Annotated in this window: 15 protein-coding genes; 4 read left to right on the plus strand and 11 right to left on the minus strand. The window is 71.1% G+C overall.

The window, feature by feature from the left end; genetic code table 11:
* Positions 1 to 2 precede the first annotated feature (2 nt).
* Positions 3 to 902, plus strand: a complete 900-nt coding sequence (locus ACWGDB_RS16525) for an aminoglycoside phosphotransferase family protein (protein ID WP_453823092.1) — start codon at positions 3 to 5, stop codon at positions 900 to 902.
* A gap of 82 nt (positions 903 to 984) precedes the next feature.
* On the opposite strand, the gene ACWGDB_RS16530 is transcribed toward ACWGDB_RS16525, so the two are convergent.
* The 7 genes from ACWGDB_RS16530 to ACWGDB_RS16560 all read right to left on the minus strand — a co-directional run bounded on the left by ACWGDB_RS16530 (position 985) and on the right by ACWGDB_RS16560 (position 10,997).
* Complete coding sequence (locus ACWGDB_RS16530; RefSeq protein WP_453823093.1) at positions 985 to 2,688, minus strand: proline--tRNA ligase; 1,704 nt, start codon at positions 2,686 to 2,688, stop codon at positions 985 to 987.
* A 72-nt stretch (positions 2,689 to 2,760) separates the two neighbouring features.
* Positions 2,761 to 3,330, minus strand: coding sequence for a GNAT family N-acetyltransferase (locus tag ACWGDB_RS16535; RefSeq protein ID WP_453823094.1), 570 nt, complete (start codon positions 3,328 to 3,330; stop codon positions 2,761 to 2,763).
* 140 nt (positions 3,331 to 3,470) lie between these two features.
* On the minus strand, positions 3,471 to 4,319 hold the full coding sequence (locus ACWGDB_RS16540) for a GNAT family N-acetyltransferase (RefSeq protein ID WP_383607341.1): 849 nt from the start codon (positions 4,317 to 4,319) through the stop codon (positions 3,471 to 3,473).
* A gap of 752 nt (positions 4,320 to 5,071) precedes the next feature.
* A complete protein-coding gene (gene ispG, locus ACWGDB_RS16545) occupies positions 5,072 to 6,229 on the minus strand; it encodes a flavodoxin-dependent (E)-4-hydroxy-3-methylbut-2-enyl-diphosphate synthase (protein WP_453823095.1) in 1,158 nt (385 codons plus the stop codon).
* 169 nt (positions 6,230 to 6,398) lie between these two features.
* Positions 6,399 to 7,691, minus strand: coding sequence for a M50 family metallopeptidase (locus tag ACWGDB_RS16550; RefSeq protein WP_453823192.1), 1,293 nt, complete (start codon positions 7,689 to 7,691; stop codon positions 6,399 to 6,401).
* An 8-nt stretch (positions 7,692 to 7,699) separates the two neighbouring features.
* On the minus strand, positions 7,700 to 8,956 hold the full coding sequence (gene dxr, locus ACWGDB_RS16555; protein WP_383607343.1) for a 1-deoxy-D-xylulose-5-phosphate reductoisomerase: 1,257 nt from the start codon (positions 8,954 to 8,956) through the stop codon (positions 7,700 to 7,702).
* A gap of 106 nt (positions 8,957 to 9,062) precedes the next feature.
* The gene (locus ACWGDB_RS16560; protein ID WP_453823096.1) at positions 9,063 to 10,997 is read right to left on the minus strand and encodes an acyl-CoA dehydrogenase family protein; all 1,935 of its coding nucleotides are present in this window, start codon (positions 10,995 to 10,997) and stop codon (positions 9,063 to 9,065) included.
* Positions 10,998 to 11,354: 357 nt separating this feature from the next.
* On the opposite strand from ACWGDB_RS16560, the gene ACWGDB_RS16565 reads away from it, so the two are divergent.
* The 3 genes from ACWGDB_RS16565 (at position 11,355) to ACWGDB_RS16575 (ending at position 15,810) form a co-directional block, all read left to right on the plus strand.
* On the plus strand, positions 11,355 to 12,371 hold the full coding sequence (locus ACWGDB_RS16565; RefSeq protein WP_453823097.1) for a LacI family DNA-binding transcriptional regulator: 1,017 nt from the start codon (positions 11,355 to 11,357) through the stop codon (positions 12,369 to 12,371).
* A 95-nt stretch (positions 12,372 to 12,466) separates the two neighbouring features.
* The gene (locus tag ACWGDB_RS16570) at positions 12,467 to 14,515 is read left to right on the plus strand and encodes a glycoside hydrolase family 31 protein (RefSeq protein ID WP_453823098.1); all 2,049 of its coding nucleotides are present in this window, start codon (positions 12,467 to 12,469) and stop codon (positions 14,513 to 14,515) included.
* Positions 14,516 to 14,622: 107 nt separating this feature from the next.
* A complete protein-coding gene (locus ACWGDB_RS16575; RefSeq protein ID WP_453823099.1) occupies positions 14,623 to 15,810 on the plus strand; it encodes a sulfotransferase family protein in 1,188 nt (395 codons plus the stop codon).
* A 36-nt stretch (positions 15,811 to 15,846) separates the two neighbouring features.
* Here the strand turns inward: ACWGDB_RS16575 and ACWGDB_RS16580 are convergent, their stop codons facing one another.
* The 4 genes from ACWGDB_RS16580 to ACWGDB_RS16595 are packed head-to-tail and all read right to left on the minus strand — an operon-like array spanning position 15,847 to position 22,992.
* Positions 15,847 to 16,563 (minus strand): glycoside hydrolase family 12 protein, encoded by a 717-nt coding sequence (locus tag ACWGDB_RS16580; protein WP_453823100.1) that lies wholly within the window; start codon positions 16,561 to 16,563, stop codon positions 15,847 to 15,849.
* 35 nt (positions 16,564 to 16,598) lie between these two features.
* Positions 16,599 to 18,815, minus strand: a complete 2,217-nt coding sequence (locus tag ACWGDB_RS16585) for a glycosyl hydrolase family 95 catalytic domain-containing protein (RefSeq protein ID WP_453823101.1) — start codon at positions 18,813 to 18,815, stop codon at positions 16,599 to 16,601.
* The gene (locus ACWGDB_RS16590) at positions 18,812 to 20,791 is read right to left on the minus strand and encodes a beta-galactosidase (RefSeq protein ID WP_453823102.1); all 1,980 of its coding nucleotides are present in this window, start codon (positions 20,789 to 20,791) and stop codon (positions 18,812 to 18,814) included. The genes ACWGDB_RS16585 and ACWGDB_RS16590 overlap by 4 nt, the downstream gene beginning before the upstream one ends.
* Positions 20,791 to 22,992, minus strand: a complete 2,202-nt coding sequence (locus ACWGDB_RS16595) for a WD40/YVTN/BNR-like repeat-containing protein (protein WP_453823103.1) — start codon at positions 22,990 to 22,992, stop codon at positions 20,791 to 20,793. The genes ACWGDB_RS16590 and ACWGDB_RS16595 overlap by 1 nt, the downstream gene beginning before the upstream one ends.
* Positions 22,993 to 23,028 lie beyond the last annotated feature (36 nt).

The raw sequence follows: 23,028 nt of genomic DNA on the forward strand, positions 1-23,028 counted from the left end.
GCATGGCTTTCGAACCGCCGCCGCGTCTGGTCAAGGCGCTCGGTGAGACGGCACCGGACGGTGACGACTGGTTGGTGAAGCTGCCGGAGGCGGCCCACCAGGCCGTCGCGCTACGCGAGTTGACCGTTGAGCGGGTCCAGATGCCGGGTGGGCGCAGCAGTCTGGTGGTGCTGGTGCGGCGCGCCGACGGGACCCCGGCTGTGCTGAAGCTGGCCCCGCCGCGGGCCCGTCCGCAGAGCGAGCGGGCGGCGCTGGCGCACTGGGGCGGGGTGGGGGCCGTACAGCTGCTCGACGGGCCCCCTGTCGAGGGTGTGCTGTTGCTGGAGCGGCTGCATCCGGATGTGTCGGTGCGGTCGTTGCCCGAGGCGAAGGCGCTGCTGGAGGCGGCGGGGACACTGCGGCGGCTGTGGGTGGAGCCGCCCGGCGGCCACCCCTTCGAGACCGTCGCCGAACGGACCGGCCGGCAGGCCGACGCGATGCGGGCGACCGCGGCGGCGGATCCCGAGGTGACCCCACTGGTCGACGCCGCGCTCGCCGCGCGCGAGGAGTTGCTGGCCGCGCCGCCCGAGCGGCGGTTGCTGCACGGGACGTTCCGGCAGAGCAAGGTGCTGGCCGGGGAGCGGATGCCGTGGCTGGCGGTGGGGCCGGATCCGGTGGTCGGTGAGTGCGCTTTCGATCTGGCGCGGTTGGTGCGGGACCGGGTGGAGGATCTGATCGCCTCGCCGTCGGGAGCGGCGACGACTCGGCGACGGGTCAAGCGGCTTGCGGAGTCGCTGGACGTGGATCAGGAGCGGTTGCGGGGCTGGACGTTGTTCCGGGCCGTGGAGTCGGGCGTGCGCGCACGGCGGGTCGGGCGGGCCCAGGACGCGGAGTTGTTGCTGGAGTTCGCGGGCTGGCTCTGAGCCGGCCCCGGGTGCTCCTGGCTGGAGCACCGTCCTCCGTGCGGCGCCTTGGGCCGCACGGAGGGAGTTCTGCAGAGAGCCCTTACGCGGTGAGGCGGGCGATCGCCTCGTCCACCGTCAGCTCCTCGCGCTCACCGGTCCTGCGGTCCTTGAGCTCGACGACGCCCTCGGCGGCGCGCCGCCCGGCGACCAGGATCTGCGGTACGCCGATCAGTTCCGAGTCCGTGAACTTGACGCCCGGCGAGACACCCGCGCGGTCGTCGCACAGGACGCGCAGGCCGGCCGCGGACAGCTTCTCGGAGACGTCGAGGGCGAGTTCGGTCTGCAGGGCCTTGCCGGCGGCGACCACGTGCACGTCGGCCGGGGCGACCTCGGCGGGCCAGCACAGGCCCTTGTCGTCGGCGGTCTGCTCGGCGAGGGCGGCGACGGCGCGGGAGACGCCGATGCCGTAGGAGCCCATGGTCACGCGGACCGGCTTGCCGTTCTGGCCGAGGACGTCGAGCTTGAGGGCGTCGGCGTACTTGCGGCCCAGCTGGAAGATGTGGCCGATCTCGATGGCGCGGTCCAGCTTGAGGCCGGTGCCGCACTTCGGGCAGGGGTCGCCCTCCTGGACGACCACGACGTCGACGTACTCGTCGACCTCGAAGTCACGGCCCGCGACGACGTTCTTCGCGTGCAGGCCCTCCTTGTTGGCGCCGGTGATCCAGGAGGTGCCGGGGGCCACGCGCGGGTCGGCGAGGTACTTGACCTTCTCGCCCAGGCCCTGCGGGCCGACGTAGCCGCGGACCAGGTCCGGGCGCCCCGCGAAGTCCGCCTCGGTGACCATCTCGACGACGGCCGGGGCGAAGTGCGCCTCGACCTTGTCCATGTCGACCTCGCGGTGACCGGGGACACCCACCGCGACGATCTCGCCGTCGACCTTGACGAGGAGGTTCTTGAGCGTGGCCGAGGCCTCGACGCCGAGGTGGGCGGCGAGTGTCTCGATGGTGGGGGTGTCGGGGGTCGGGATCTCTTCGAGGGCGGGCACGTCGCCGGCGTCCACCGACTTCAGCTCGTAGGTGATCGCCTCGGTGTTCGCCGCGAAGTCGCAGTTCGGACAGTCGGCGAAGGTGTCCTCGCCGGCCTCGGCCGGGGCGAGGAACTCCTCGGACTTCGAGCCTCCCATGGCACCCGCGGTGGCGGCGCAGATGCGGTAGTCGAGGCCGAGACGCTCGAAGACGCGCTGGTAGGCCTGGCGGTGCAGGGCGTAGGACTGGCCGAGACCCTCGTCGTCGGTGTCGAAGGAGTACGAGTCCTTCATCAGGAACTCACGGCCGCGCAGGATGCCGGCCCGCGGGCGGGCCTCGTCGCGGTACTTGTGCTGGATCTGGTAGAGGATGACCGGCAGGTCCTTGTAGGAGGACGCCTGGTCCTTCACCAGCAGGGTGAAGATCTCCTCGTGGGTCGGACCGAGCAGGTAGTCGCCGCCCTTGCGGTCCTTCAGCCGGAACAGCTCCTGGCCGTACTCGTCCCAGCGGCCCGTCGCGTCGTACGGCTCACGCGGCAGCAGCGCGGGGAGCAGCACTTCCTGGGCGCCGATGGCGTCCATCTCCTCGCGGACGATGCGTTCCACGTTGGCGAGGACCCGCTTGCCGAGGGGCAGCCACGACCAGATGCCGGCCGCGGTGCGGCGGACGTAGCCGGCGCGGACGAGCAGCTTGTGACTGAGGACCTCGGCGTCCGCCGGGTCGTCGCGCAGCGTCTTCGCCATCAACTGGGACATGCGCTGGACCGGTGCGTTCGCCATGGTTTCCGTACTCCTGCTGCGTAAGGGTTATGGCAGGAGGTTAGCCGGGCGGGACGGGGCGGTGGAAATCGGTTAGGGCCGGCGGCGGAGCGGGAGCGGGGCGCCCATCACGGCGTACGGCTTCGGGGCGCTCGGGAAGAGGACCTGGCGGGCGAGGTCCTGATAGCCGAGGGAGCGGTAGAGGCCGCGGGCCGGGCTTTCCACGTCGATCGCCGAGAGGATCGAGCGGGGCTCGCCGGCGCCGTCCGTGATCCTGGTGATCAGGGAACGGCCGACGCCACGGTTCTGGTAGCCCGGGTGAACGTGGAGTTCCGTGATGACGAAGGAGTGGTCGAGCCAGTCGTCGTAGCCCTGGGCCCGGAGGTAGGGCTCCACGACGGTGGACCACCAGTGGGTGCGGTCGTTCGGCATGCCGTAGACGAATCCGATGAGGCGCGCACCGCTGGTGGCGCCGAGGGCCCTTGCGCCCGGGTAGGTCATGTGGCGCAGGACGATCTGGCGGCGTACGGCCACCTCGTCGGGGCCGAGGCCGAACGCCACGGCTTGGACTGCGAGGGCTTCGTCGACGTGGGTGGCGAGGTCCAGCGGGCCGATCACGATGTCGTCTGGTTGGCGGCGGTGTGCGTGACCGGGAAGGCGCATGCGGGGAGCCTACAGGGGGGTTCGCGCTGAATTCCGGGTGCGGCATCCGTGGTTGCTCGCGCCCACGCGGCGGAGCCGCACATCGATGGGCCCCGCGCCTCGGGGGGCGTTGCCGCGCCGGCCCTCCCCGGGGAACGTCGTCAGAACAGGACGCTCATGAACGCGCCGGTCTCCTGGAAGCCCACCCTGTGGTACGTCCGTCTCGCCGCCGTGTTGAAGTCGTTCACGTAGAGGCTCACCACCGGGGCGACGTCCGCCAGGGCGTAGCGCAGTACCGCGGCCATGCCGGGGGCCGCCAGGCCCTGGCCCCGGTACTCGGGGGCCACCCAGACGCCCTGGATCTGGCAGGCCCTGTTCGTCGCGGCGCCGATCTCGGCCTTGAAGACGACCTTGCCGTTGTGGTCGAGGCGGGCGAAGGAACGGCCGGAGCCGACCAGTTCGGCGACCCGGGCCTGGTAGAGGAGGCCACCGTCGCCGGCCAGCGGGGAGACACCGACCTCCTCGGTGAACATCGCCACGCACGCCGGCATGATCGTCTCCATCTCGTCCTTGCGGATGCGGCGGACGTACGGATCCGGGGTGATGTCGGTCGGCAGGCGGTCGGTGACCATCAGGGGCTGGTGGGCGCGGACGTCACGGGCCGGGCCCCAGTTGGGTTCCAGCAGGCGCCACAGCTGGGCGGTGGAGTCGGCGGGGCCGACGATGGAGGAGCAGCGGCGGCCTGCCCGCCGGGCCCGGTCGGCGAACGCCCTTACCGCTCGTGGACCCGCGCAGATCGGGACGAGGTTGGCGCCCGCGTAGCACAGGGAGGTGAGCATGCCGCCCTCGTACCAGCCCCACATCTCGCCGCCGAGGCGCCACGGGTCGAGGCCGGCGATCTGGACGCGGGACGTGACGAAGGCGTTCGCGACCGGCTCGCGGTCGAGGACGGCGAGCGCGGCGTCCAGGTCGCTCGGTTCGAGCACCCGTGAGGTGGTCTGGGTCAACACGTACGGGGCCTCACGCTGGGGTTCTGCTGGTCCCCGCACTGTACCTGCGGAAGCTTTGCCGCGCCGCCCTGTGGAAGTTGCGGGCGTTGAGGGTGACCGTCGGCCGCGGTCCCGCCTCCGGGGGCTGCCGCCCCCGGACCCCCGCTTCGGCCTGAACGGCCTCGTCCTCAAACGCCGGACGGGCTGAAATGCCTGGGCCGGCACCGGGGAGAACCGTCGCCCCCCTGTGCTGCCCCATCGGGTGGGTGGGGCTAGGGATGGCGGGTGTCTGGTCCTCAAGCGCCGGACGGCCTGAAATACCCGGACCGACGCCGGGCAGAGCCGTCGCCACCCCGTGCTGCCCCATCGGGTGGGTGGGGGCTAGACATGGCAGGTGTCTCGACCTCGAACACCGGACCGGCTGAAATACCCCCACCGACACCAGACCGTGCCGTCACAACCCTGCACCGCCCCAGCAGGTGGGTGGGAGCTAGACACGGCAGGTCTCTCACACGCGGACGGCCTGAAATACCCGCACCGGCACCTGGCAGAGCCGTCACCACCCTGCACCGCCCCATCGGGTGGACGGGGCCAGACATGGCAGGTCTCTCGACCTCAAACACCGGACGGACTGAAACACCTGGCCCGGCACCGGGCAGAGCCGACACCACCCTGCACCGCCCCCAGCAGGTGGGCAAGGGCCGGCGATGACCGCAGCCTCACCTCGAACGCCGGACCGGCGGAATGCCCGGACCGGCGCCGAGTCGCTCCGGTCAGCCCGCCACCGAAATCGACGGCTCGCCGCTCGCCACGCCGTCCGCCTCCATCTGTTCGGCCAGCTTCATGGCCTCCTCGATGAGAGTCTCGACGATCTTGGACTCGGGGACGGTCTTGATGACCTCGCCCTTGACGAAGATCTGGCCCTTGCCGTTGCCGGAGGCGACGCCGAGGTCGGCCTCGCGGGCCTCGCCGGGGCCGTTCACGACGCAGCCCATGACGGCGACGCGGAGGGGGACCTCCATGCCCGTGAGGCCTGCGGTGACCTCCTCGGCGAGCTTGTAGACGTCGACCTGGGCGCGGCCGCAGGACGGGCAGGAGACGATCTCCAGGCCGCGCTGCCTGAGGTTCAGGGACTCCAGGATCTGGATGCCCACCTTGACCTCCTCGACCGGCGGGGCCGAGAGGGAAACGCGGATGGTGTCGCCGATGCCCTGGGAGAGCAGGGCGCCGAAGGCGACGGCCGACTTGATCGTGCCCTGGAAGGCCGGGCCCGCCTCCGTCACACCGAGGTGGAGGGGGTAGTCGCACTGGGCGGCCAGCTGACGGTAGGCCTCGACCATCACGACCGGGTCGTTGTGCTTGACCGAGATCTTGATGTCCCGGAAGTCGTGCTCCTCGAAGAGCGACGCCTCCCACAGCGCCGACTCGGCGAGCGCCTCGGGCGTGGCCTTGCCGTACTTCTGGAGCAGGCGGCGGTCCAGCGAGCCCGCGTTGACGCCGATGCGGATCGGGGTGCCGTGGTCCTTCGCGGCCCGCGCGATCTCCTTGACCTTGTCGTCGAACTGCTTGATGTTGCCCGGGTTCACTCGGACCGCCGCGCAGCCGGCCTCGATCGCCGCGAAGACGTACTTCGGCTGGAAGTGGATGTCCGCGATCACCGGGATCTGGGACTTACGGGCGATCGTCGCGAGGGCGTCCGCGTCGTCCTGCGTCGGGCAGGCCACGCGCACGATCTGGCAGCCGGAGGCCGTGAGCTCCGCGATCTGCTGGAGAGTGGCGCCGATGTCGGACGTACGCGTCGTCGTCATCGACTGGACCGAGACCGGCGCGTCTCCGCCGACCGCCACGGTGCCGACCTGGATCTGGCGGCTCCGCCGGCGCTCGGCGAGCCTGGTCGGAACGGACGGCATGCCGAGAGAAATCGCAGTCATCTGCTGTGCAACCCCAAGTCGTGGATCAAGATCCGGTCCCGTCAGCAGCGGGCTCCAGGCTTCGAGATTACGGCACCGGTCCTCACCCCAGCACCTCACGCCCCGTAAACCCACTCAATCGAAGGCGGCCCGGGACATACGATCCCGGGTCGCCTCCAACTCCATGTGACTAGGAGATTCTGACTGGGTTAACCACGTCCGCCACGAGCACGAGCAGCGTGAAGCAGACGAAGATCCCGGCCACCACATAGGCCACCGGCATCAGCTTCGCCACATCGAACGGACCGGGGTCGGGGCGGCGCAGCACCTTCGCCGTGTTGCGGCGCAGCGACTCCCACAGGGCGCCCGCGATATGGCCGCCGTCGAGCGGCAGCAGCGGGAGCATGTTGAAGAGGAAGAGGGAGAGGTTGAAGCCGGCCAGGAGGAAGACGAAAGTGGCCAGCTGCTGCGAGGCCGGGATGTCCAGCGTCGCGATCTCGCCGCTCACCCTCGCCGCTCCCACGATGCCCATCGGGGAGTCCGGTTCGCGCTCGCCGTCGCCGAAGGCCGCGTTCCACAGGGCGGGGACCTTGGAGGGCAGGGCGATGAGGGAGTCGACGGCCTCGCCGACCCGGTCGGTCATCCAGGTCACCGAGTCGCCGAAGTCCTGTTTGACGACTCCGGTGGCCGAGCTGAAGCCGAGGAAGCCCGCCTTGACGTACTCCCCCTCGACATAGGCTCCGGCGGCGTCCTTCTTCACGACCTGGTTGGTGGCGATCTTCGCCTGCAGGGTGACCTGCTCGCCCTTGCGGTCGACGACGATCGGCACCTCCTTGCCGGCGCTGTCGCGGATGAGGTCGGAGAGGGTGTTCCACTCCTCGGTCGGTACCCCGCCGAAGGAGACGATCTTGTCGCCGGCCTTCATGCCCGCGGCGGCGGCCGGGGACTTGGGGTCGGAGGCCTTGCACTCGTCGCGGTTCTGGGTCTGGGCGATGACGCACGGGGAGACCGAGCTCACGGTGGTCGTCTGCTGCTGGATGCCGAAGCCCATCAGCACGGTGAGGAACAGGACCACCGCGAGGATGAGGTTCATGAAGGGGCCCGCGAACATCACGATGACCCGCTTCCACGGCTTGCGCGTGTAGAAGAGGCGGGTCTCGTCACCCGGCTTGAGCTCTTCGAACGCGGCCGAGCGGGCGTCCTCGATCATCCCGCGCCAGGGGGATGTGGAGCGGGCCTCCAGGCGGCCGTCCGGTCCCGGCGGGAACATGCCGATCATGCGGATGTAGCCACCGAACGGGATCGCCTTGATGCCGTACTCGGTTTCCCCCTTGTTCCGCGACCAGATGGTGGGGCCGAAGCCGACCATGTACTGCGGCACGCGGATGCCGAACAGCTTGGCCGTGGACAGGTGGCCCAGCTCGTGCCAGGCGATCGAGGCGAGCAGCCCGATCGCGAACAGCACTATGCCGAGGATGAACATCAGGGTCGTCATGCACGGGCCTCCGCCGTGTGTGCCGCCAGTTCCTGTGCCCGCCTGCGGGCCCAGGTCTCCGCTTCGAGGACGTCCGCGACGGTGAGCGAAGTTCCCGCGCGCGGGCTGCCGTGCTCCTCCACCACCCGGGTCACGGTCTCCATGATCCCGTTGAACGGCAGTGCGCCGGCCCGGAAGGCCTCCACGCACTCCTCGTTTGCCGCATTGAACACCGCCGGTGCCGTGCCCGCGAGCTCGCCCACGTGACGCGCCAGGTTCACCGAGGGGAACGCGTCGTTGTCGAGCGGGAAGAACTCCCACGTCGACGCCTTGCTCCAGTCGAACGTGGGCGCGGCGTCGGGGATGCGCTCCGGCCAGCCGAGGCCGATGGCGATCGGCCCGCGCATGTCGGGGGGCGTCGCCTGGGCGATCGTGGATCCGTCGGTGAACTCAACCATCGAGTGAACATACGACTGGGGATGCACGACCACCTCAATGCGGTCGAAGGAAATGTCGTAGAGGAGATGCGCCTCGATGACCTCCAAGCCCTTGTTGACGAGGGTCGCGGAGTTGATCGTGATGACCGGGCCCATGGCCCAGGTGGGATGGGCGAGGGCGTCCTCGACGGTCACCTGGGCCAGGTCCGCCTTCGAGCGGCCCCGGAACGGTCCCCCGGACGCCGTGACGACCAGCTTCCGTACGTCTGCTCTCGTCCCGGACGCCAGCGCCTGGAAGAGGGCGGCGTGCTCGGAGTCGACCGGGATGATCTGTCCGGGCTTGGCGAGCGCCTTGACCAGCGGGCCGCCGACGATCAGGGACTCCTTGTTGGCGAGCGCGAGCGTGCGGCCCGCCTCCAGCGCGGCGAGGGTGGGGGCGAGGCCGATGGAGCCGGTGATGCCGTTCAGAACTGTGTGGCAGTCGGAGGCGGCGACCTGGGTGGCCGCCTCCGGTCCGGCGAGGATCTCGGGGAGCGGCTCCCCCGTGCCGTACTGGGCCTTCAGGGCCTCCCGCAGCGCCGGTACGACGTCCTCGCGGGCGACCGCGACGGTCCGCGCCTTCAGCCGGTACGCCTGCTCGGCGAGGAGGGCGACCCGGCCGCCGTTGGCGGACAGGGCGGTGACCCGGAACCGGTCGGGGTTGCGCAGCACGAGGTCGATGGCCTGGGTGCCGATCGAGCCGGTGGAGCCGAGGATCACCACGTCCTTGGGGCCGTCGCCCGCTACGGGGTCGTAGACCAGATGCGGGTCGGCGAGTGGGGCTGGACTGTCGCTCATTCCCCCATTGTGGCCGCAAGGGCTGTCAGGCAGGACAGGGCATCCCCATCCGGCAGGTAACAGGATGGTGAGGGGTCACTGCGGGCAGTGACCCCTCACCAGGACGTCACCTGATCGGCCGGTGCACGTTCTCCCGCTCGCTCGGGCCCGGCGTCGCGTCGGCGATCCAGGGGGCGCCGTCGTCCGACGGGTCGACGATGCCCTGCTCCAGCCACTCGTACGTGCCCGACATCACGCCCTTGACGACCTTGCGGTCGAGGTCGTCGGTGTTGGACCACAGGCGGCCGAAGAGCTCCTCGATCCTGAGGCGGGCCTGCTGGCAGAAGGCGTCGGCGAGCTGGTAGGCCTCGCGGCCGTGCTCGCCCTGGCCGCGCAGGTGCTCGGCACGGACACAGACGGCGCTCATGGCGAACAGCTCGGCGCCGATGTCGACGACCCGGCCCAGGAAGCCCTGCTTGGTCTCCATGCGGCCCTGCCAGCGGGACATGCCGTAGAAGGTGGAGCGGGCGAGTTTGCGGGACGTGCGTTCGACGTAGCGAAGGTGCGGGGAGAGGTCGACGCCGCGTTTGAACTCACCGTACGAGTACGGCAGTTGCCCCTGGCCGGCGACCAGCTTCGGCAGCCACTTGGCGTAGAAGACGCCGGCGTTCGCGCCCGCCTTCGCCTTGTCCTGGAGGGACTTGTCGGGGTCGATGAGGTCGCCGGCGACCGACAGGTGGGCGTCGACGGCCTCGCGGGCGATCAGCAGGTGCATGATCTCCGTCGAGCCCTCGAAGATGCGGTTGATGCGCAGGTCGCGCAGGACCTGCTCGGCGGCGACCGGGCGCTCTCCGCGGGCCCTGAGCGACTCGGCCGTCTCGAAGCCGCGGCCGCCGCGGATCTGGATCAGTTCGTCGGCGATCGTCCAGGCCATCTCGGAGGCGTAGAGCTTGGCGAGGGCGCCTTCGATGCGGATGTCGTTGCGGTCCTCGTCGGCCATCTGCGAGGCGAGGTCGGTGACGGCCTCCAGGGCGAAGGTGGTGGCCGCGATGAAGGAGATCTTGGAACCGACGGCCTCGTGGGCGGCGAGCGGCTTGCCCCACTGCTCACGCGCCGCCGACCACTCGCGGGCGATCTTCAGGCACCACTTGCCGGCGGCGACACAGGACGCGGGCAGGGACAGCCGTCCGGTGTTGAGGGTCGTCAGCGCGATCTTCAGGCCGGCGCCCTCGGGGCCGATGCGGTTGGCGGCGGGGACGCGGACCTGGTGGAAGCGGGTGACGCCGTTCTCGATGCCGCGCAGGCCCATGAAGGCGTTGCGGTTCTCGACGGTGATGCCCGGCGAGTTGGTCTCCACCACGAAGGCGGTGATGCCGCCCTTGTGGCCCTCGGACTTCGGCACCCGGCCCATGACGACGAGGAGGTCGGCGACCACGCCGTTGGTCGTCCACAGCTTGACCCCGTCGAGGACGTAGTCGTCCCCGTCGGGTACGGCGGAAGTGGCCAGGCGCGCCGGGTCCGAGCCCACGTCGGGCTCGGTCAGCAGGAACGCGCTGATGTCGGTGCGGGCGCAGCGCGGCAGGAACCGCTCCTTCTGCTCCGGGGTGCCGAACAACTTGAGCGGCTGCGGTACGCCGATCGACTGATGGGCGGAGAGCAGCACGCCGATCGCGGGGGACGCCGAGCCGGCCAGGGTGAGGGCCTTGTTGTAGTAGACCTGGCCGAGGCCGAGCCCGCCGTACTTGGTGTCGATCTTCATGCCGAAGGCGCCGATTTCCTTCAGGCCGTCGATCACGTCGTCGGGGATGCGGGACTCGCGCTCGATGAGGGCGCCGTCGACCTTCGTCTCGATGAAGTCGCGGAGCTTGGCGAGGAACTCCTCGCCGCGCTGGGCGGCATCGTCGGTGGGCATCGGGTGGGGGTGGATGAGGTCGAGGCGGAAGCGGCCCAGGAACAGTTCCTTGGCGAAGCTGGGCTTGCGCCAGTCCTGCTGCCGGGCCTCCTCCGCCACCTGACGTGCCTCACGCTCAGTGACAGTGGGCTTCGTGGGTGCTGCGGACATGGGGCTCACCTCGCCGCGAATCGGGATCATGGGCCGTTTGGTTACCGACGGGTGCTACCCGATCGTATGTACCCGATTACGGGCGGGGCCACCACCCTGCGCGCGTCCGTTCAGCCGATGTTGACGGAGTACGCCACCGTGTCCAGGCGGTCGGCGCCCCGGGAACGGGCGCCGTCAGAGATGTTGCGGTGGCAGGGCCGTCCGGGGGACGGTGCCCCTGGCGAGAAAAGCTGTCGAAGCGCTTCGACAACCTATGGACACCCGGCCTCGCCAGAGCTAGTGTCACATCACCCTCACACCCGCACCTGTACGCATCGGCGCACAGTCGAAGCGCTTCACAAGAGCTTGGAGAGCTGGATGGTCACCCTCGCCGAGGTCGCCCAGCACGCCGGAGTGTCGGCGAGCACGGTGAGCTATGTCCTCAGTGGCAAGCGGTCCATCTCCACGACCACCCGGCACCGCGTCGAGCAGAGCATCCGCGAACTCGGCTACCACCCGAACGCGGGCGCCCGCGCCCTGGCCAGCAGCAGGTCGAACATCATCGCGCTGATGGTCCCGCTACGCACCGACATGTATGTGCCGGTGATGATGGAGATCGCCATCGCGGTGGCCACCACGGCCCGCACGCACGGCTACGACGTGCTGCTGCTGACCGGCGAGGAGGGCCCCGACGCGGTGCGCCGCGTCACCGGCAGCGGGCTCGCCGACGCGATGATCCTGATGGACGTCCAGCTGGACGACGAGCGGCTGCCACTGCTGCGCGGCACCGACCAGCCGTCCGTGCTGATCGGGCTGCCCGCCGACACCTCCGGGCTGACCTGCGTCGACCTCGACTTCAAGGCGACCGGCGCGCTGTGCGTGGAGCATCTGGCGACGCTGGGGCACCGCGACATCGCTGTCATCGGCGAGGCGCCGGCCGTCTACGAACGGCACACCGGTTTCGCGGAGCGCACCCTCGACGGACTGCGGCTGCGCTCCCAGGAGTTGGGGCTCCGGCTGCTGCACCGGCCGTGCGAGGGCGGATACGACGCGATGGCCGTCACCCTCGCCCGCATCCTCGACGAACGCCCGGGCACCACCGGGTTCGTCGTGCAGAACGAGTCGGCGGTCGAGCCGCTGCTCGCCCTGCTGCGCCAGCAGGGCCGTGCCGTACCCGAGGACATGTCGGTGGTCGGTATCTGCCCCGACCAGGTGGCCACCCAGGCCTCGGTGCGGCTGACGTCCGTCTCCATCCCCGCGCAGGAAATGGGCCGGCACGCCGTGGAGCAGCTGGTCGCCAAGCTCGACGGGCGTGGCAGCGACGAAGTCCTGCTGATCGCGCCCGAGTTGACGGTCCGGGCCAGCACGGGCCCGGCGCCGTCGGCCGCCCACTGACACATCACCGCCCCGCCGCACTGACCGCTTCACCGCCGTGCCCTCGCCGGGCACCCCCATGTCTGCATTCGCTGCCCTCCTGAGGAGCACACCTCGTGAATCAGCCTGCCGAAAACCAGCCCCAGCCAGGCACGGTCAGCCTCGCGCAGTCGTCCCCGACCGTCGGCACGTTCCGCGAGCGGGACGGCGCGCTGGAGTGGAGCGGCCGCCAGGAGACCGTACGTGTCGAGCCGTGGGGTCCGGACGCGGTCCGGGTGCGTGCCCGGCTCGGTGGGCCGGTCCTCGACGGACTGCCGAACGCCCTTCTCCACGAACCTCCGGCCACGGAGAGCTCGGTCAAGATCGGTGACGGGGAGGCGCAGCTGACCGTGGGCGCACTGACCGTGCAGGTCGACGCCGAGGGTCTGATCCGTTTCCTGCGCACCGAGGACGGCGAGGAGGTGCTCGCCGAGGAGCGCGCCCACTTCTGGTGGCCCGGCCCGCGTCTCCACACCGCCGTGGGCAACGGCCACCATCGCCTGGAGCAGCGCTTCGCCGCGTACGACGGTGAGAAGCTGTACGGCCTCGGCCAGCACCAGCACGGGCGGTTCGACCAGAAGGGCCTGGTCATCGACCTCGTCCAGCGCAACGCCGAGGTCGGCATCCCGGTGCTGTCCTCCAGCCGGGGCTACACCCTGCTGTGGAACAACCCGGCGATCGGCCGCGTGGAGCTCGCACACAACGGCACCCGGTGGGTCGCCGACTCGGCCCGGCAGATCGACTACTGGATCACCGCGGGCGGCCCGGCCGACGGCCAGCGGCGCTACAGCGCGGTGACGGGCCGTACGCCGATGCTGCCGGAGTGGGCGGCGGGCTTCTGGCAGTGCAAGCTGCGCTATCGCACGCAGGACGAACTCCTCGCGGTGGCACGGGAGTACAAACGCCGGGGCCTGCCCCTGTCGGCGATCGTCTGCGACTTCTTCCACTGGACGCACCTCGGCGACTGGAAGTTCGACCCGGCGGAGTGGCCCGACCCGGCGGCCATGGTCCGTGAACTGGACGAGCTGGGCGTGAAGTTGGTGGTCAGCGTCTGGCCGTCGGTGTCGCCGCTGAGCGAGAACCACGCCGTGATGGAGCAGCGCGGCTACTTCATCGGCACCCAGTACGGCCCGATGGCACACGCCGACTGGCCCGACAAGGAGGTGGCCGCCACGGTCCAGGTGGCGTTCTACGACGCCACGAACCCGGACGCGCGTGAGTTCGTGTGGTCGAAGGTGCGCGACAACTACCTCGTCCCGTACGGCATCACGGCCTTCTGGCTGGACGCCTGCGAGCCGGAGCTCAAGCCGGGCTTCCAGGAGAACCTGCGCTACTGGACGGGTCCGGGCCTGGAGGTCGGCAACAGCTACCCGGCCGAGAACTCCCGCACCTTCCACGAGGGCCTGCGGGCGCAGGGCGAGGAGGTCATCACCCTCAACCGCTCGGCGTGGGCGGGCAGTCAGCGCTACGGCGCCGCCCTGTGGTCCGGGGACATCGGCACCGACTTCGCGACCCTGCGCCGCCAGCTCGCGGCCGGCCTCAACACCGCCCTGTCCGGCATCCCCTGGTGGAACACGGACATCGGCGGCTTCCACGGCGGCGACCCGGACGACCCGGCGTACCGCGAGGTCATGGTCCGCTGGTTCCAGTTCGGCGCGCTGTCCCCGCTGATGCGGCTGCACGGCTTCCGTGACCCGGGCACGCCGCTCGGCCCGGAGATGACCGGCGGCCCGAACGAGGTGTGGTCGTACGGCGAGGAGGCCGGCCCGATCCTGGAGAAGTACCTGCGGCTGCGCGAGCGCCTCAAGCCGTACGTCCTGGAGGTCATGCGCGAGGCCCACGAGGAGGGCCTGCCGGTGATGCGTCCGCTGTTCCTGGAGTTCCCGGACGACCCGGCGGCCTGGTCGGTCGACGACGCCTACCTCTTCGGCCGCGACCTGCTGGTCGCCCCGGTGCTGACGGCGGGCGCGACGACATGGACGACGTATCTCCCGGCCGGCGCGCGCTGGACGGACGCGTGGACCGGGGAGACGTACGAGGGCGGTGCGACCGTGACGGTCGACTCGCCGCTGGACCGCATCCCGCTGTTTCTGCGGGACGGGGCACGGCTGCCGGTGGCTCAGTAGCCGTGCCGGAGGGGGTGGCCGGACGGTGGAGGTCTTCCGGTCGCCCCCTCGGCCACATGCCCAACTTGCCTTCCCGGCAGGTCAGTTCATCGAGATAGAGTCACCGCGTGTCCTCGCCTCCGCTCGCCCTCACCCTCGCCAACCAGCTGCTGCGGGCGGGCTTCGGATCCCGTCGCGGTCCCGACCGGATCTTCGACCGGATCGTCGTGGAGACGGGAGAGGCGAAGGGGGACCGGCAGTTCGTCGACGACTTCCGGTTGCTGCTGGGCTGGTGGGCCGAGGCAGAGAACCTCACGCCGGTCGGCTGGCAGTCCGCGCAGGTCTTCGTGCGCCGGCATCTCGCCAACCGGGCGCGGGTGCGTGGGCTGATCGCCGGGCACCCGGAGATCGAGCGGGAACCGATCGAGAGGCCGGTCTTCGTCGTGGGCCTGCCCCGCACCGCGACCACGGTGACGCACTCCGTGCTGTCGCTCTCGCCCGAGCACCGCGGTCCCCTGCTGTGGGAACTCCTCACCCCCGGCCTGGAGCCCTCGCCCCGCGAGCGCCGGAAGGCGGTCACGGCAGGCCGCCGCATGGTCCAGGGAACCAACCTGTTCGCACCGCGCTTCCGCGACATCCACGCGATGGCCGCCGAGGGCCCGGAGGAGTGCACCTTCGCCCTGCCGCACGCCCTGATGCCGCTGTCGCAGGTGCTGCTGCCGGAGTACGTGGAGTGGTACCGCGCGCGGGACTTCACCGACGACTACCGGTACCTCAAGCAGGTGTTCCAGGTCCTGCAGTACGGCCGTCCGCGGCGCCGCTGGATCCTCAAGTCCCCGCTGCACCTCGGCAACCTCGACGCGCTGCACACGGTGTTCCCGGACGCCACGATCGTGTGGTGCCACCGTGATCCGGTCACCGCCGTGGCCTCCTTCTGCAGCCTGATCGAGCACGGCATGGCCGTCAGCACCCGCCCCCTGGACCTGCACGGCATCGGCGCCACCTGGTCCGGCCTGCTGAGCCGTGCGATGCGACGCGGCCTCGCGGCCCGTGCCGCCCTCCCCCGCGAGACGGTGGTGGACGCCCCGTACTCCTGGCTCGGCGCCGAGCCCGCCACGGGCGTCCCGAAGCTCTACGACGCGGTCGGCGCCCGCTGGACCGACGCCGAGGCCGCCCGGCTGGCCGGTGCCGTCGCCCGCCCGAAGGGCACCCGACCGCACCGCTACGACCTGGCCCGCTACGGTCTGACCCGCGCCGGGGTCGAGGACGCCTTCGCGGACTACAACGCGCTGCGGGCCGAGGTCGACCGCGCCTGAGGCGCGACGCGGACCGGCCCCGGCCCTGCCGGCAGGTCAGCTGCTGCTGACGGTCAGGTTGTTGGTGGCGAAGTCGAGCCCGCCGGACGACGAGGTGATCTCGTAGCCGAACTGCACGTCACCGATGGTCTCGCTGCTGGACATCCAGCCCTTGGTGTTGGCGATCCAGCTGAGGATCGGCTTGATGTCCACGCTGCCCGAGGTGGAGTCGGACGTCCGCAGGAACGAGAAGACCTCGTTCGCGCCGTTGTTGCCCTTGTAGACGGTCCAGGTGTGACCGCCGAGCGTGACATTGCCCTGCGAGGTGCCGAGCGGGCCGACGGCGCCGTTGTGGTTGACCCAGAGCATGATCTCGTAGTCGTAGTCGGTGTCCCAGATGTCGTACGACGTGTTGTACGCGCCGGACGTCGGGACCGTGACGTTGTAGCTGCTGGTGAGCGAGCCGAGGGAGGCGATCGTCTTGTTGATCACCTTCTTGGAGTTGGGGTAGGACTTGATGCCGCCGGTGTTGGGGTGGTTGGCCCAGACGCCCCAGCTGGTGCCGGAGTTGGCCCAGATGCACTGGCTTCCGGCGCCGGAGCCCCAGATGTTGTTGTAGAGCGTGTAGCCGTTCAGGCTGGTGTTGCCCCACTGGTCGCAGGAGTTCCAGACGGCGGCCGAGGCGGGGGCGGAGGCGAGCCCGACGGTGGCGCCGAGGGCCATCGCCGGGGCCAGCACGGCCATGGTGATCTTGCGCAGTGCGGTCTTTGCCATGGTGTCCCTTTCCATGGGTGGGGGGAGTTGCGGGGTTACCACGCCCCGAGGCCGATGACGTGGTCTTCTCCGGCGACGAGCTCGAGCGGTGCTGCGTCGCCGTTGCCGGAGGAAGTCCGGAGTTCGATACGGACGGTGCGGGACGGCTTCAGGACCGCGGTGGCTCCCTCGGGCGTCCAGGCCAGGTCGACCTCCGCACCGAACCGCGTGCGTACGCCCCGCACTCGCCCCTCGGGGAGGCCGGCCGGCAGAGCCGGCAGCAGGACCAGCCGGTGCGGGGTCGACTGCACGAGCATCTCGATCAGTACGGCGGGCAGGGTGTGCGCGGCGTCCGCGTTGTAGACGTCGCGATTCGGGTAGTGGGCGCTCATCAGGGAGGCGTGGAAGAAGTCGCCGCCCAGGACCTGGTCGAGGGCGTGGGCGACCCGCTCGCCGTCCCGGAGCCGGGCCGCGACGAGGGCATGGTGGAGATGGCCGTGCGCGGAGTCGTTCTCGGCGCCGCGCAGTTCGAGGGCGCGGTGGGCGGCCGTCGCGAGGGCCGGGGTGTCGTACGGGGTGATCTCGTCGAGCGGCCAGACGCCGTAGAGGTGGCTGAGGTGGCGGTGGTCGTACGTGTCCTCGAGGCCCGGCCGGGCCCATTCGGCGAGGGCTCCGTCGGTGTTGACCCGGTGCGGCGGGAGACGGTCGGCGAGGGCGCGCCAGCGGTCGGCATCCGGGGTGCCGCAGTGGTAGTCGGCCGCCGTCAGCAGGGCGTGGCGGGCGGCCGAGAGATCCATCGCGGCGTTGAGGGTGCCCCAGCTCGCGTTCGCCGGGCGGTTCTCCGGTGAGTAGGAGGGGACGACGATCACGTGACCGTCGCTGTCGGTGCGGGTGAGGAAGTCCTCGTAGAACCGGGCGGCTTCGGCGAGGGCGGCGGCCGTGCGCGGGTCGTGCTCGCCGCGGGTCTGGTCGTGGTCGACGAGCGGCTTGAGCAGCCAGTCGGCGCCAGCGGTCCACAGGTGCAGGGGGTACTCGCGGCTGAAGTGGTAGATGTGCCCGGACTCGCCGTCGGTGTGGGCGGGAGCCACGACGCCGCGGGTACCGAAGATCGCGCGGGCGTTGTCCCGCCAGTGGTCCAACTGGCCGTGGACCAGGGAGGCATGGGCCTCGGTCACCTCCGGGAGCGCTGCCGCGGCGGCCGACGCGGTCTGGAGGTTGAGGTTGGCGTCGGTGGTGAACGCGCCCGACCAGGCCGTGTTCCAGTCGCCGGTCCACAGGCCGGTCAGCCGGGGCGGCAGAACTCCGGAGGCGGAGAGGAGGTGGTAGCGGCCGGCCGCGAAGAGGCGTTCCAGGAGGGCGGGGCTCTTCGGGCGGCCCACCAGGTCCGAGCCGGGCAGGGCCCGTTCGGCCGCGTCGGCGCCGAGGTCGAGGCCGACGCGGAGGTAGGCGGGGCGGTGCAGGTCGGTGTGGCGGCCGAGGAGGCGGTCGTACGGGTCCTCGTCGCCGTCGGGCAGCAGGGCGCGCAGGGCATGGGCCGCGGCGAGGGCGTCCAGCTCGCCGGTGTGGCGCCGGACGCGGGTGAGGAGCAGCAGCGAGCGGGCGTTGTGGATGCGCAGGCCCGGCAGCGAGGTGCGGGTGCTGCCGCCCGTCACCACGGCGAGGGTGACGCCCGTGTACGCGCGGTCGCTTCCGGGGTAACGGGCGCGCAGGGTGAGGAGCGCGCCCTCGGGGGTGAGGATGGCACTGTGTCCGACCGCCAAGCCGTAGGGGACGCCCGGAAGTTGGTGATCCAGGGTGACGTCGAGCGTGAGACCGGCTTCGGTGACGTACTGGACGATGACGTCGTCGGCGCGGGAGACGAAGACCTGGCTCCGCCAGCCGCCGCGCCCGGCCGTGCAGACGCCGGTGGTGAAGTCGACCCCGCGGCGGTAGTCGCCGCGCTCCTCGACGGCCGGGCGGCGCAGCCGTAGCTGGAAGGCGGGGTGGAAGGGTTGCACCCACTGCAGCCCGCGCCCGTCGGTGAAGTGCTCGGCCGCGGTGACGTCCCCGGCGAGCAGCCGGTCCTGGAGGTGCGGGAGTTCGGCGGCGAGGGCGGGCGGACGGGCGTGTTCGGCCCCGTTGGGGCGGACCAGGGTGTGGTGGTTGACGATGACCCGGTCGGCGTTCGGATCACCGAACACCATGGCGCCGTGTCGGCCGTTCCCGCTCAGGTAGGCGTCCTCCCAGGGGGTGGCGGGGGCGGGATCCCAGGTGCCGTGCACCGGTTCGCTCATGGGGCGGCCTCCAGCACGGCGGCCCCGTACCGCCCCAGCTCCACCGAGTCGGTGACGTCCGCGCCGGTCAGCAGGTCGAGGTGGCGGCCGGGCACGGGCACGGTGACCGCGTCGCGCCCGTGGTTCAGAAGGAACAGCAGCCCGCCCCGCCGGACCGCCTCCACTCCCGCCGGAAGCCCCGCGAGAGTGGGTCGGACATCGGCCCCCGTCGCGATGTCGGCCAGCAGTGTGCGCAGCGCGTGCGGCTCGGGGAGGGTGGAGACGTACCAGGCACGCCCCTTGCGCAGGACGGCGGGCAGTCCGTCCAGCTCGCCGCCCTTGTAGGGCGTCACGGCGTCCACGTCGTCCGCCGCCTCGATCTCCTCGGACCACAGGGTGCCGTGGAAGCCTTCGGCGTCGGCCCTCTCTCCCGCGTCGAGCGGCCACCATTCGTGCAGCGTGCGGATGCCGAACAGGTCGCGCAGCCGTACGTCCATGCCGCCGGGGCGGACGCGGTCGTCCTCGTCGGCGACGCCGGTCTGGAAGCCGGCGACGAGGGTGCCGCCGGTCTCGACATAGGCCACGAGGCGGTCGATGGCGGCGTCCGTCATCAGGTACAGCTGGGGGACGACGACCAGCTTGTAGGCGGACAGGTCGTGCTCGGGGTGGGCGAAGTCCGCGACGGTGTGCGCCTCCCAGAGGGCGCGGTGCCAGGCGCGGACGATCTGCGGGTAGTCGACCTCGCAGGACAGCCGGCCGTCCTGCCCGCTTGCCCACCAGGCGTTCCAGTCGAGGAGTACGGCGACCTCGGCGGCCCCGACCCGGGTGCCGGCCACCTTCCCGCTCAGCAGCGCCAGTTCGGCGCCGATCCGCTTGACCTCCCGGTACGTACGGCCGTGCTCGCCCGCGTGGCTGACCATCCCCGAGTGGAACTTCTCCGAGCCCTGCCGGGACTGCCGCCACTGGAAGTAGCAGACGGCGTCGGCGCCGCGGGCCACGGCCTGGAGGGACCACAGGCGGTTGAGGCCGGCGGGCTTGGGGTGGTTGACCCCGCGCCAGTTGACCGGACCGGCCGCCTGCTCCATGACCATCCAGGGGCCGCCGCGGGCCTGCGAGCGGGTCATGTCATGGATGAGGGCGCCGTACTGCCCGCCGGACGGATCGCGCGGATCCGGGTAGATGTCGACCGAGACGACGTCCTCCCGCTCGGCCCACCGCCAGGCGTCCTGCCCCTGCCAGAACGGCATGAAGTTGGTCGTCACCGGGATGTCCGGGCTGTGCCGGGCGACGATGTCACGCTCGGCGAGGTAGCACTCCAGCAGCGCGTCGGACGTGAACCGCCGGAAGTCGAGAACCTGCGTGGGGTTCTTCATGTAGTGCGCGCGGCGCGGCGGCAGGACCTCGTACCAGTCGCCGTATCCCTGGCTCCAGAAGGCGGTGCCCCAGGCCTCGTTGAGGGCGTCGAGCGTGCCGTACCTGTCCTGGAGCCAGCGGCGGAAGGCGGCCTCGGCCTCGGCGCCCCAGTCGTAGGTGCAGTACTCGTTGTTGATGTGCCACATCCGCAGGGCCGGGTGACCGGCGTAGCGGGCGGCGAGGTCCTCGGTGATGGCGGCGGCGTAGCGGCGGTACGTCGCGCTGGAGTGGGAGAAGTGCTGGCGGGAGCCCCACCACTCGGTCCGGCCGTCCTCGTCGCGCGGCAGGGTCTCGGGGTGCTGCCGGCCCATCCAGGGCGGGGGCGAGGAGGTGGGGGTGGCAAGGACTACGCCGATGCCGTTGTCGTGCATCAGGTCCATCAGCCGGTCCAGCCAGCCGAACTCCCGTGCCCCTGGGCGTGGTTCGAGTCTGGCCCAGGAGAACACGCCGAGGGTGACCGAGGTGACCCCGGCCTCCTTCATCAGGCGTACGTCCTCGTCCCAGGTCTCCTCGGGCCACTGCTCGGGGTTGTAGTCGCCGCCGAAGAGCATGCTTCCGCGGGTGGCGTCGCTCATGCCGGGCATCAGACGGGCTCCCCGTACTGGACGCCCCGTCCGTTGGTGGCGAGGTAGACCCGGCCGTGGACGCGTGGGTCGCCGGTGACGGCCGCGCCGATCCAGCCCCATTGGTGCCGGTCGTCGTTGATCCGCACCCAGGTCCTCGCCTCGTCGTCGGAGCGGTACACGGCGGTGGTGCTCTCGGTGGAGCCGACCATGTAGACCGCCGGGTAGGGGGCACCCTGGGCGGCCTTGCCGAAGCCGAGGGTGTACGAGGCCCAGCAGCTGCCGACCTTGGTGAAGGTCGCGCCGCCGTCGACGGAGCGGTACAGGCCGTTCCACTTGAGGCTCAGCCACAGGTCACCGGACCGGCCGGGCGCCACGGCCAGCTGGAACTCCTTGTCACCGGAGTTCAGCCCGCCGGCCCGCGCGGTGAAGGTCACACCGCCGTCGGTGCTGGCGTGGAGCGTGCCGGTGGCGGTGTCGAAGGCGTAGAAGGCGCTCGGGTCGACGGGGTCCGCGACCGGGGTGGCCCCCTTCGGGAAGGAGGTGACCTCGGCCCAGGTGACGCCGTTGTCGGCGGAGCGCCGGGCCGGGTAGGGGGTGCCGTCCCAGTGCACGAAGGACCACACCAGCACGCTGCCGTCGGCGTTGGTGGCGATCGGTCCCGGCGCGTCCTTGGCGATGGCGGGCTGTGTCGCGAAGGGCGCCCAGGTCTGCCCGCCGTCGTTCGAGTGGGCGCCGTTGCCGTGGTCGCCCCAGCCGGAACGGACCACGTACGACGGCCTGGCCGTGGCCTGCGCGAGCCCGGTGGAGGTGCCGAACACGGGATTGGCGGCCATGCCCCGCGACGGGGAGGCCGTGAGCGACTCGTGGTACATCACACCGATGTCCCCGTTGCCGCTGATCAGGTGTGCCCTTCCGGCCGGCGGCGAGATCAGCTGCCGGACGGACGTCTCCTCCAGGCCCCGGATCCGCGGGGCCCAGTGCTCCAGGTCGCGCGTGCCGTAGAGGGTCGCGCCGGTGCCGTACACGAGATGCCGGGAGTCGTACGGGTCCAGCGCGACCGCCTGAATCCACCAGCCGAACTTGGGCTGTTCGGCACCCCACTTGAGGTACGGCGTCTCGGTGACGTCGATGACGGCCGTGTCCTTCAACGACGTCCAGGCGCGACCGCCGTCGGTGGTCCGGTACACGGTGTCGATGTCGGCCCAGCGGTTGTTGGTGGAGACCACGATCGTGCCGGGTCGGCGTGCGTCGACGGCGATGCCGCCGTAGCCGAAGGTGTCGGTGCCGCCGGGCTTCACCGGCGTGACCTCGGTCCACGTCCCGTCCGTCGTCCGCAGCCTGTGCACACTGCCGTCGGACTGGCCGTTGGGGCCGGGCGCGTTGGCGTACGTCACGTACAGCTCGTGGCCGTGACGGTCGTACGCTGCGCGGATCGGGACCTTCGCGGCGGTGCCGGCGGGCTGACCGGGGACGGCCTCCCAGCTGGTGCCGTCGGTGGTCCGGTACAGGTTCCTGGTGGCCGCCGTGCCGTCGCCGTCGCCCCACCCGGCGTAGAGGGTGCGACCGGCGGCGACGAGGAGGGTGACGCCCTGTCCGGTGGCGCTCGGGGAAGAGGGGAATCCGGTGACGGCCGCCCAGGTGGCGCCCCGGTCGGTGGACTTGAGCAGTCCGTCGTGCCGGGTGCCCAGCCACAGGGTGTCACTGTCCCGCGGGTCGACGAGCAGCCGCTCCCCCGTGCCCCGCCCGTCCTCGTTTGCGCCGAGCTTCACGGTGAGGTCGGCGCGGGTCCAGGTGAGGCCGCGGTCGTCGGAGCGCAGGACGGCGCCGTTGGAGGCCCAGGACTGGGCGTAGGTGCCGAGGGCGAGATAGAGCCGGTCGGGGTGGGCGGGGTCGACGGCGATGGCCTCGACGCCGAGGAGGTTCCAGTCGTCCCAGCCGAGATGGTCGGTCAGTGGGGTCCAGCGGGCGGCGCGGTCGTCCCAGCGGTAGGCACCGCCGATGTCGGTGCGGGCGTAGGCGAGGCCGCGGACGGCGGGGTGGAAGAGAACGCCGGTGACGAAGCCGGTGCCGCCCATGACGGCGTTGCGCCAGCGGTACGCCTGGCCGGCAGCGCGCTCGGCGGCGGACGCCTGCCCCGCGAGGGACGCAAGGGTGGTGAGCGCGGCGGCTGCCGCGGTCCCGGTGAGGACGGTTCGTCTGGACGGGCGGGATGCACGCATGGACATACCTCGTTCACAACGTGGGGACGGGAGAGA

Source organism: Streptomyces sp. NPDC055013, from assembly GCF_053608645.1.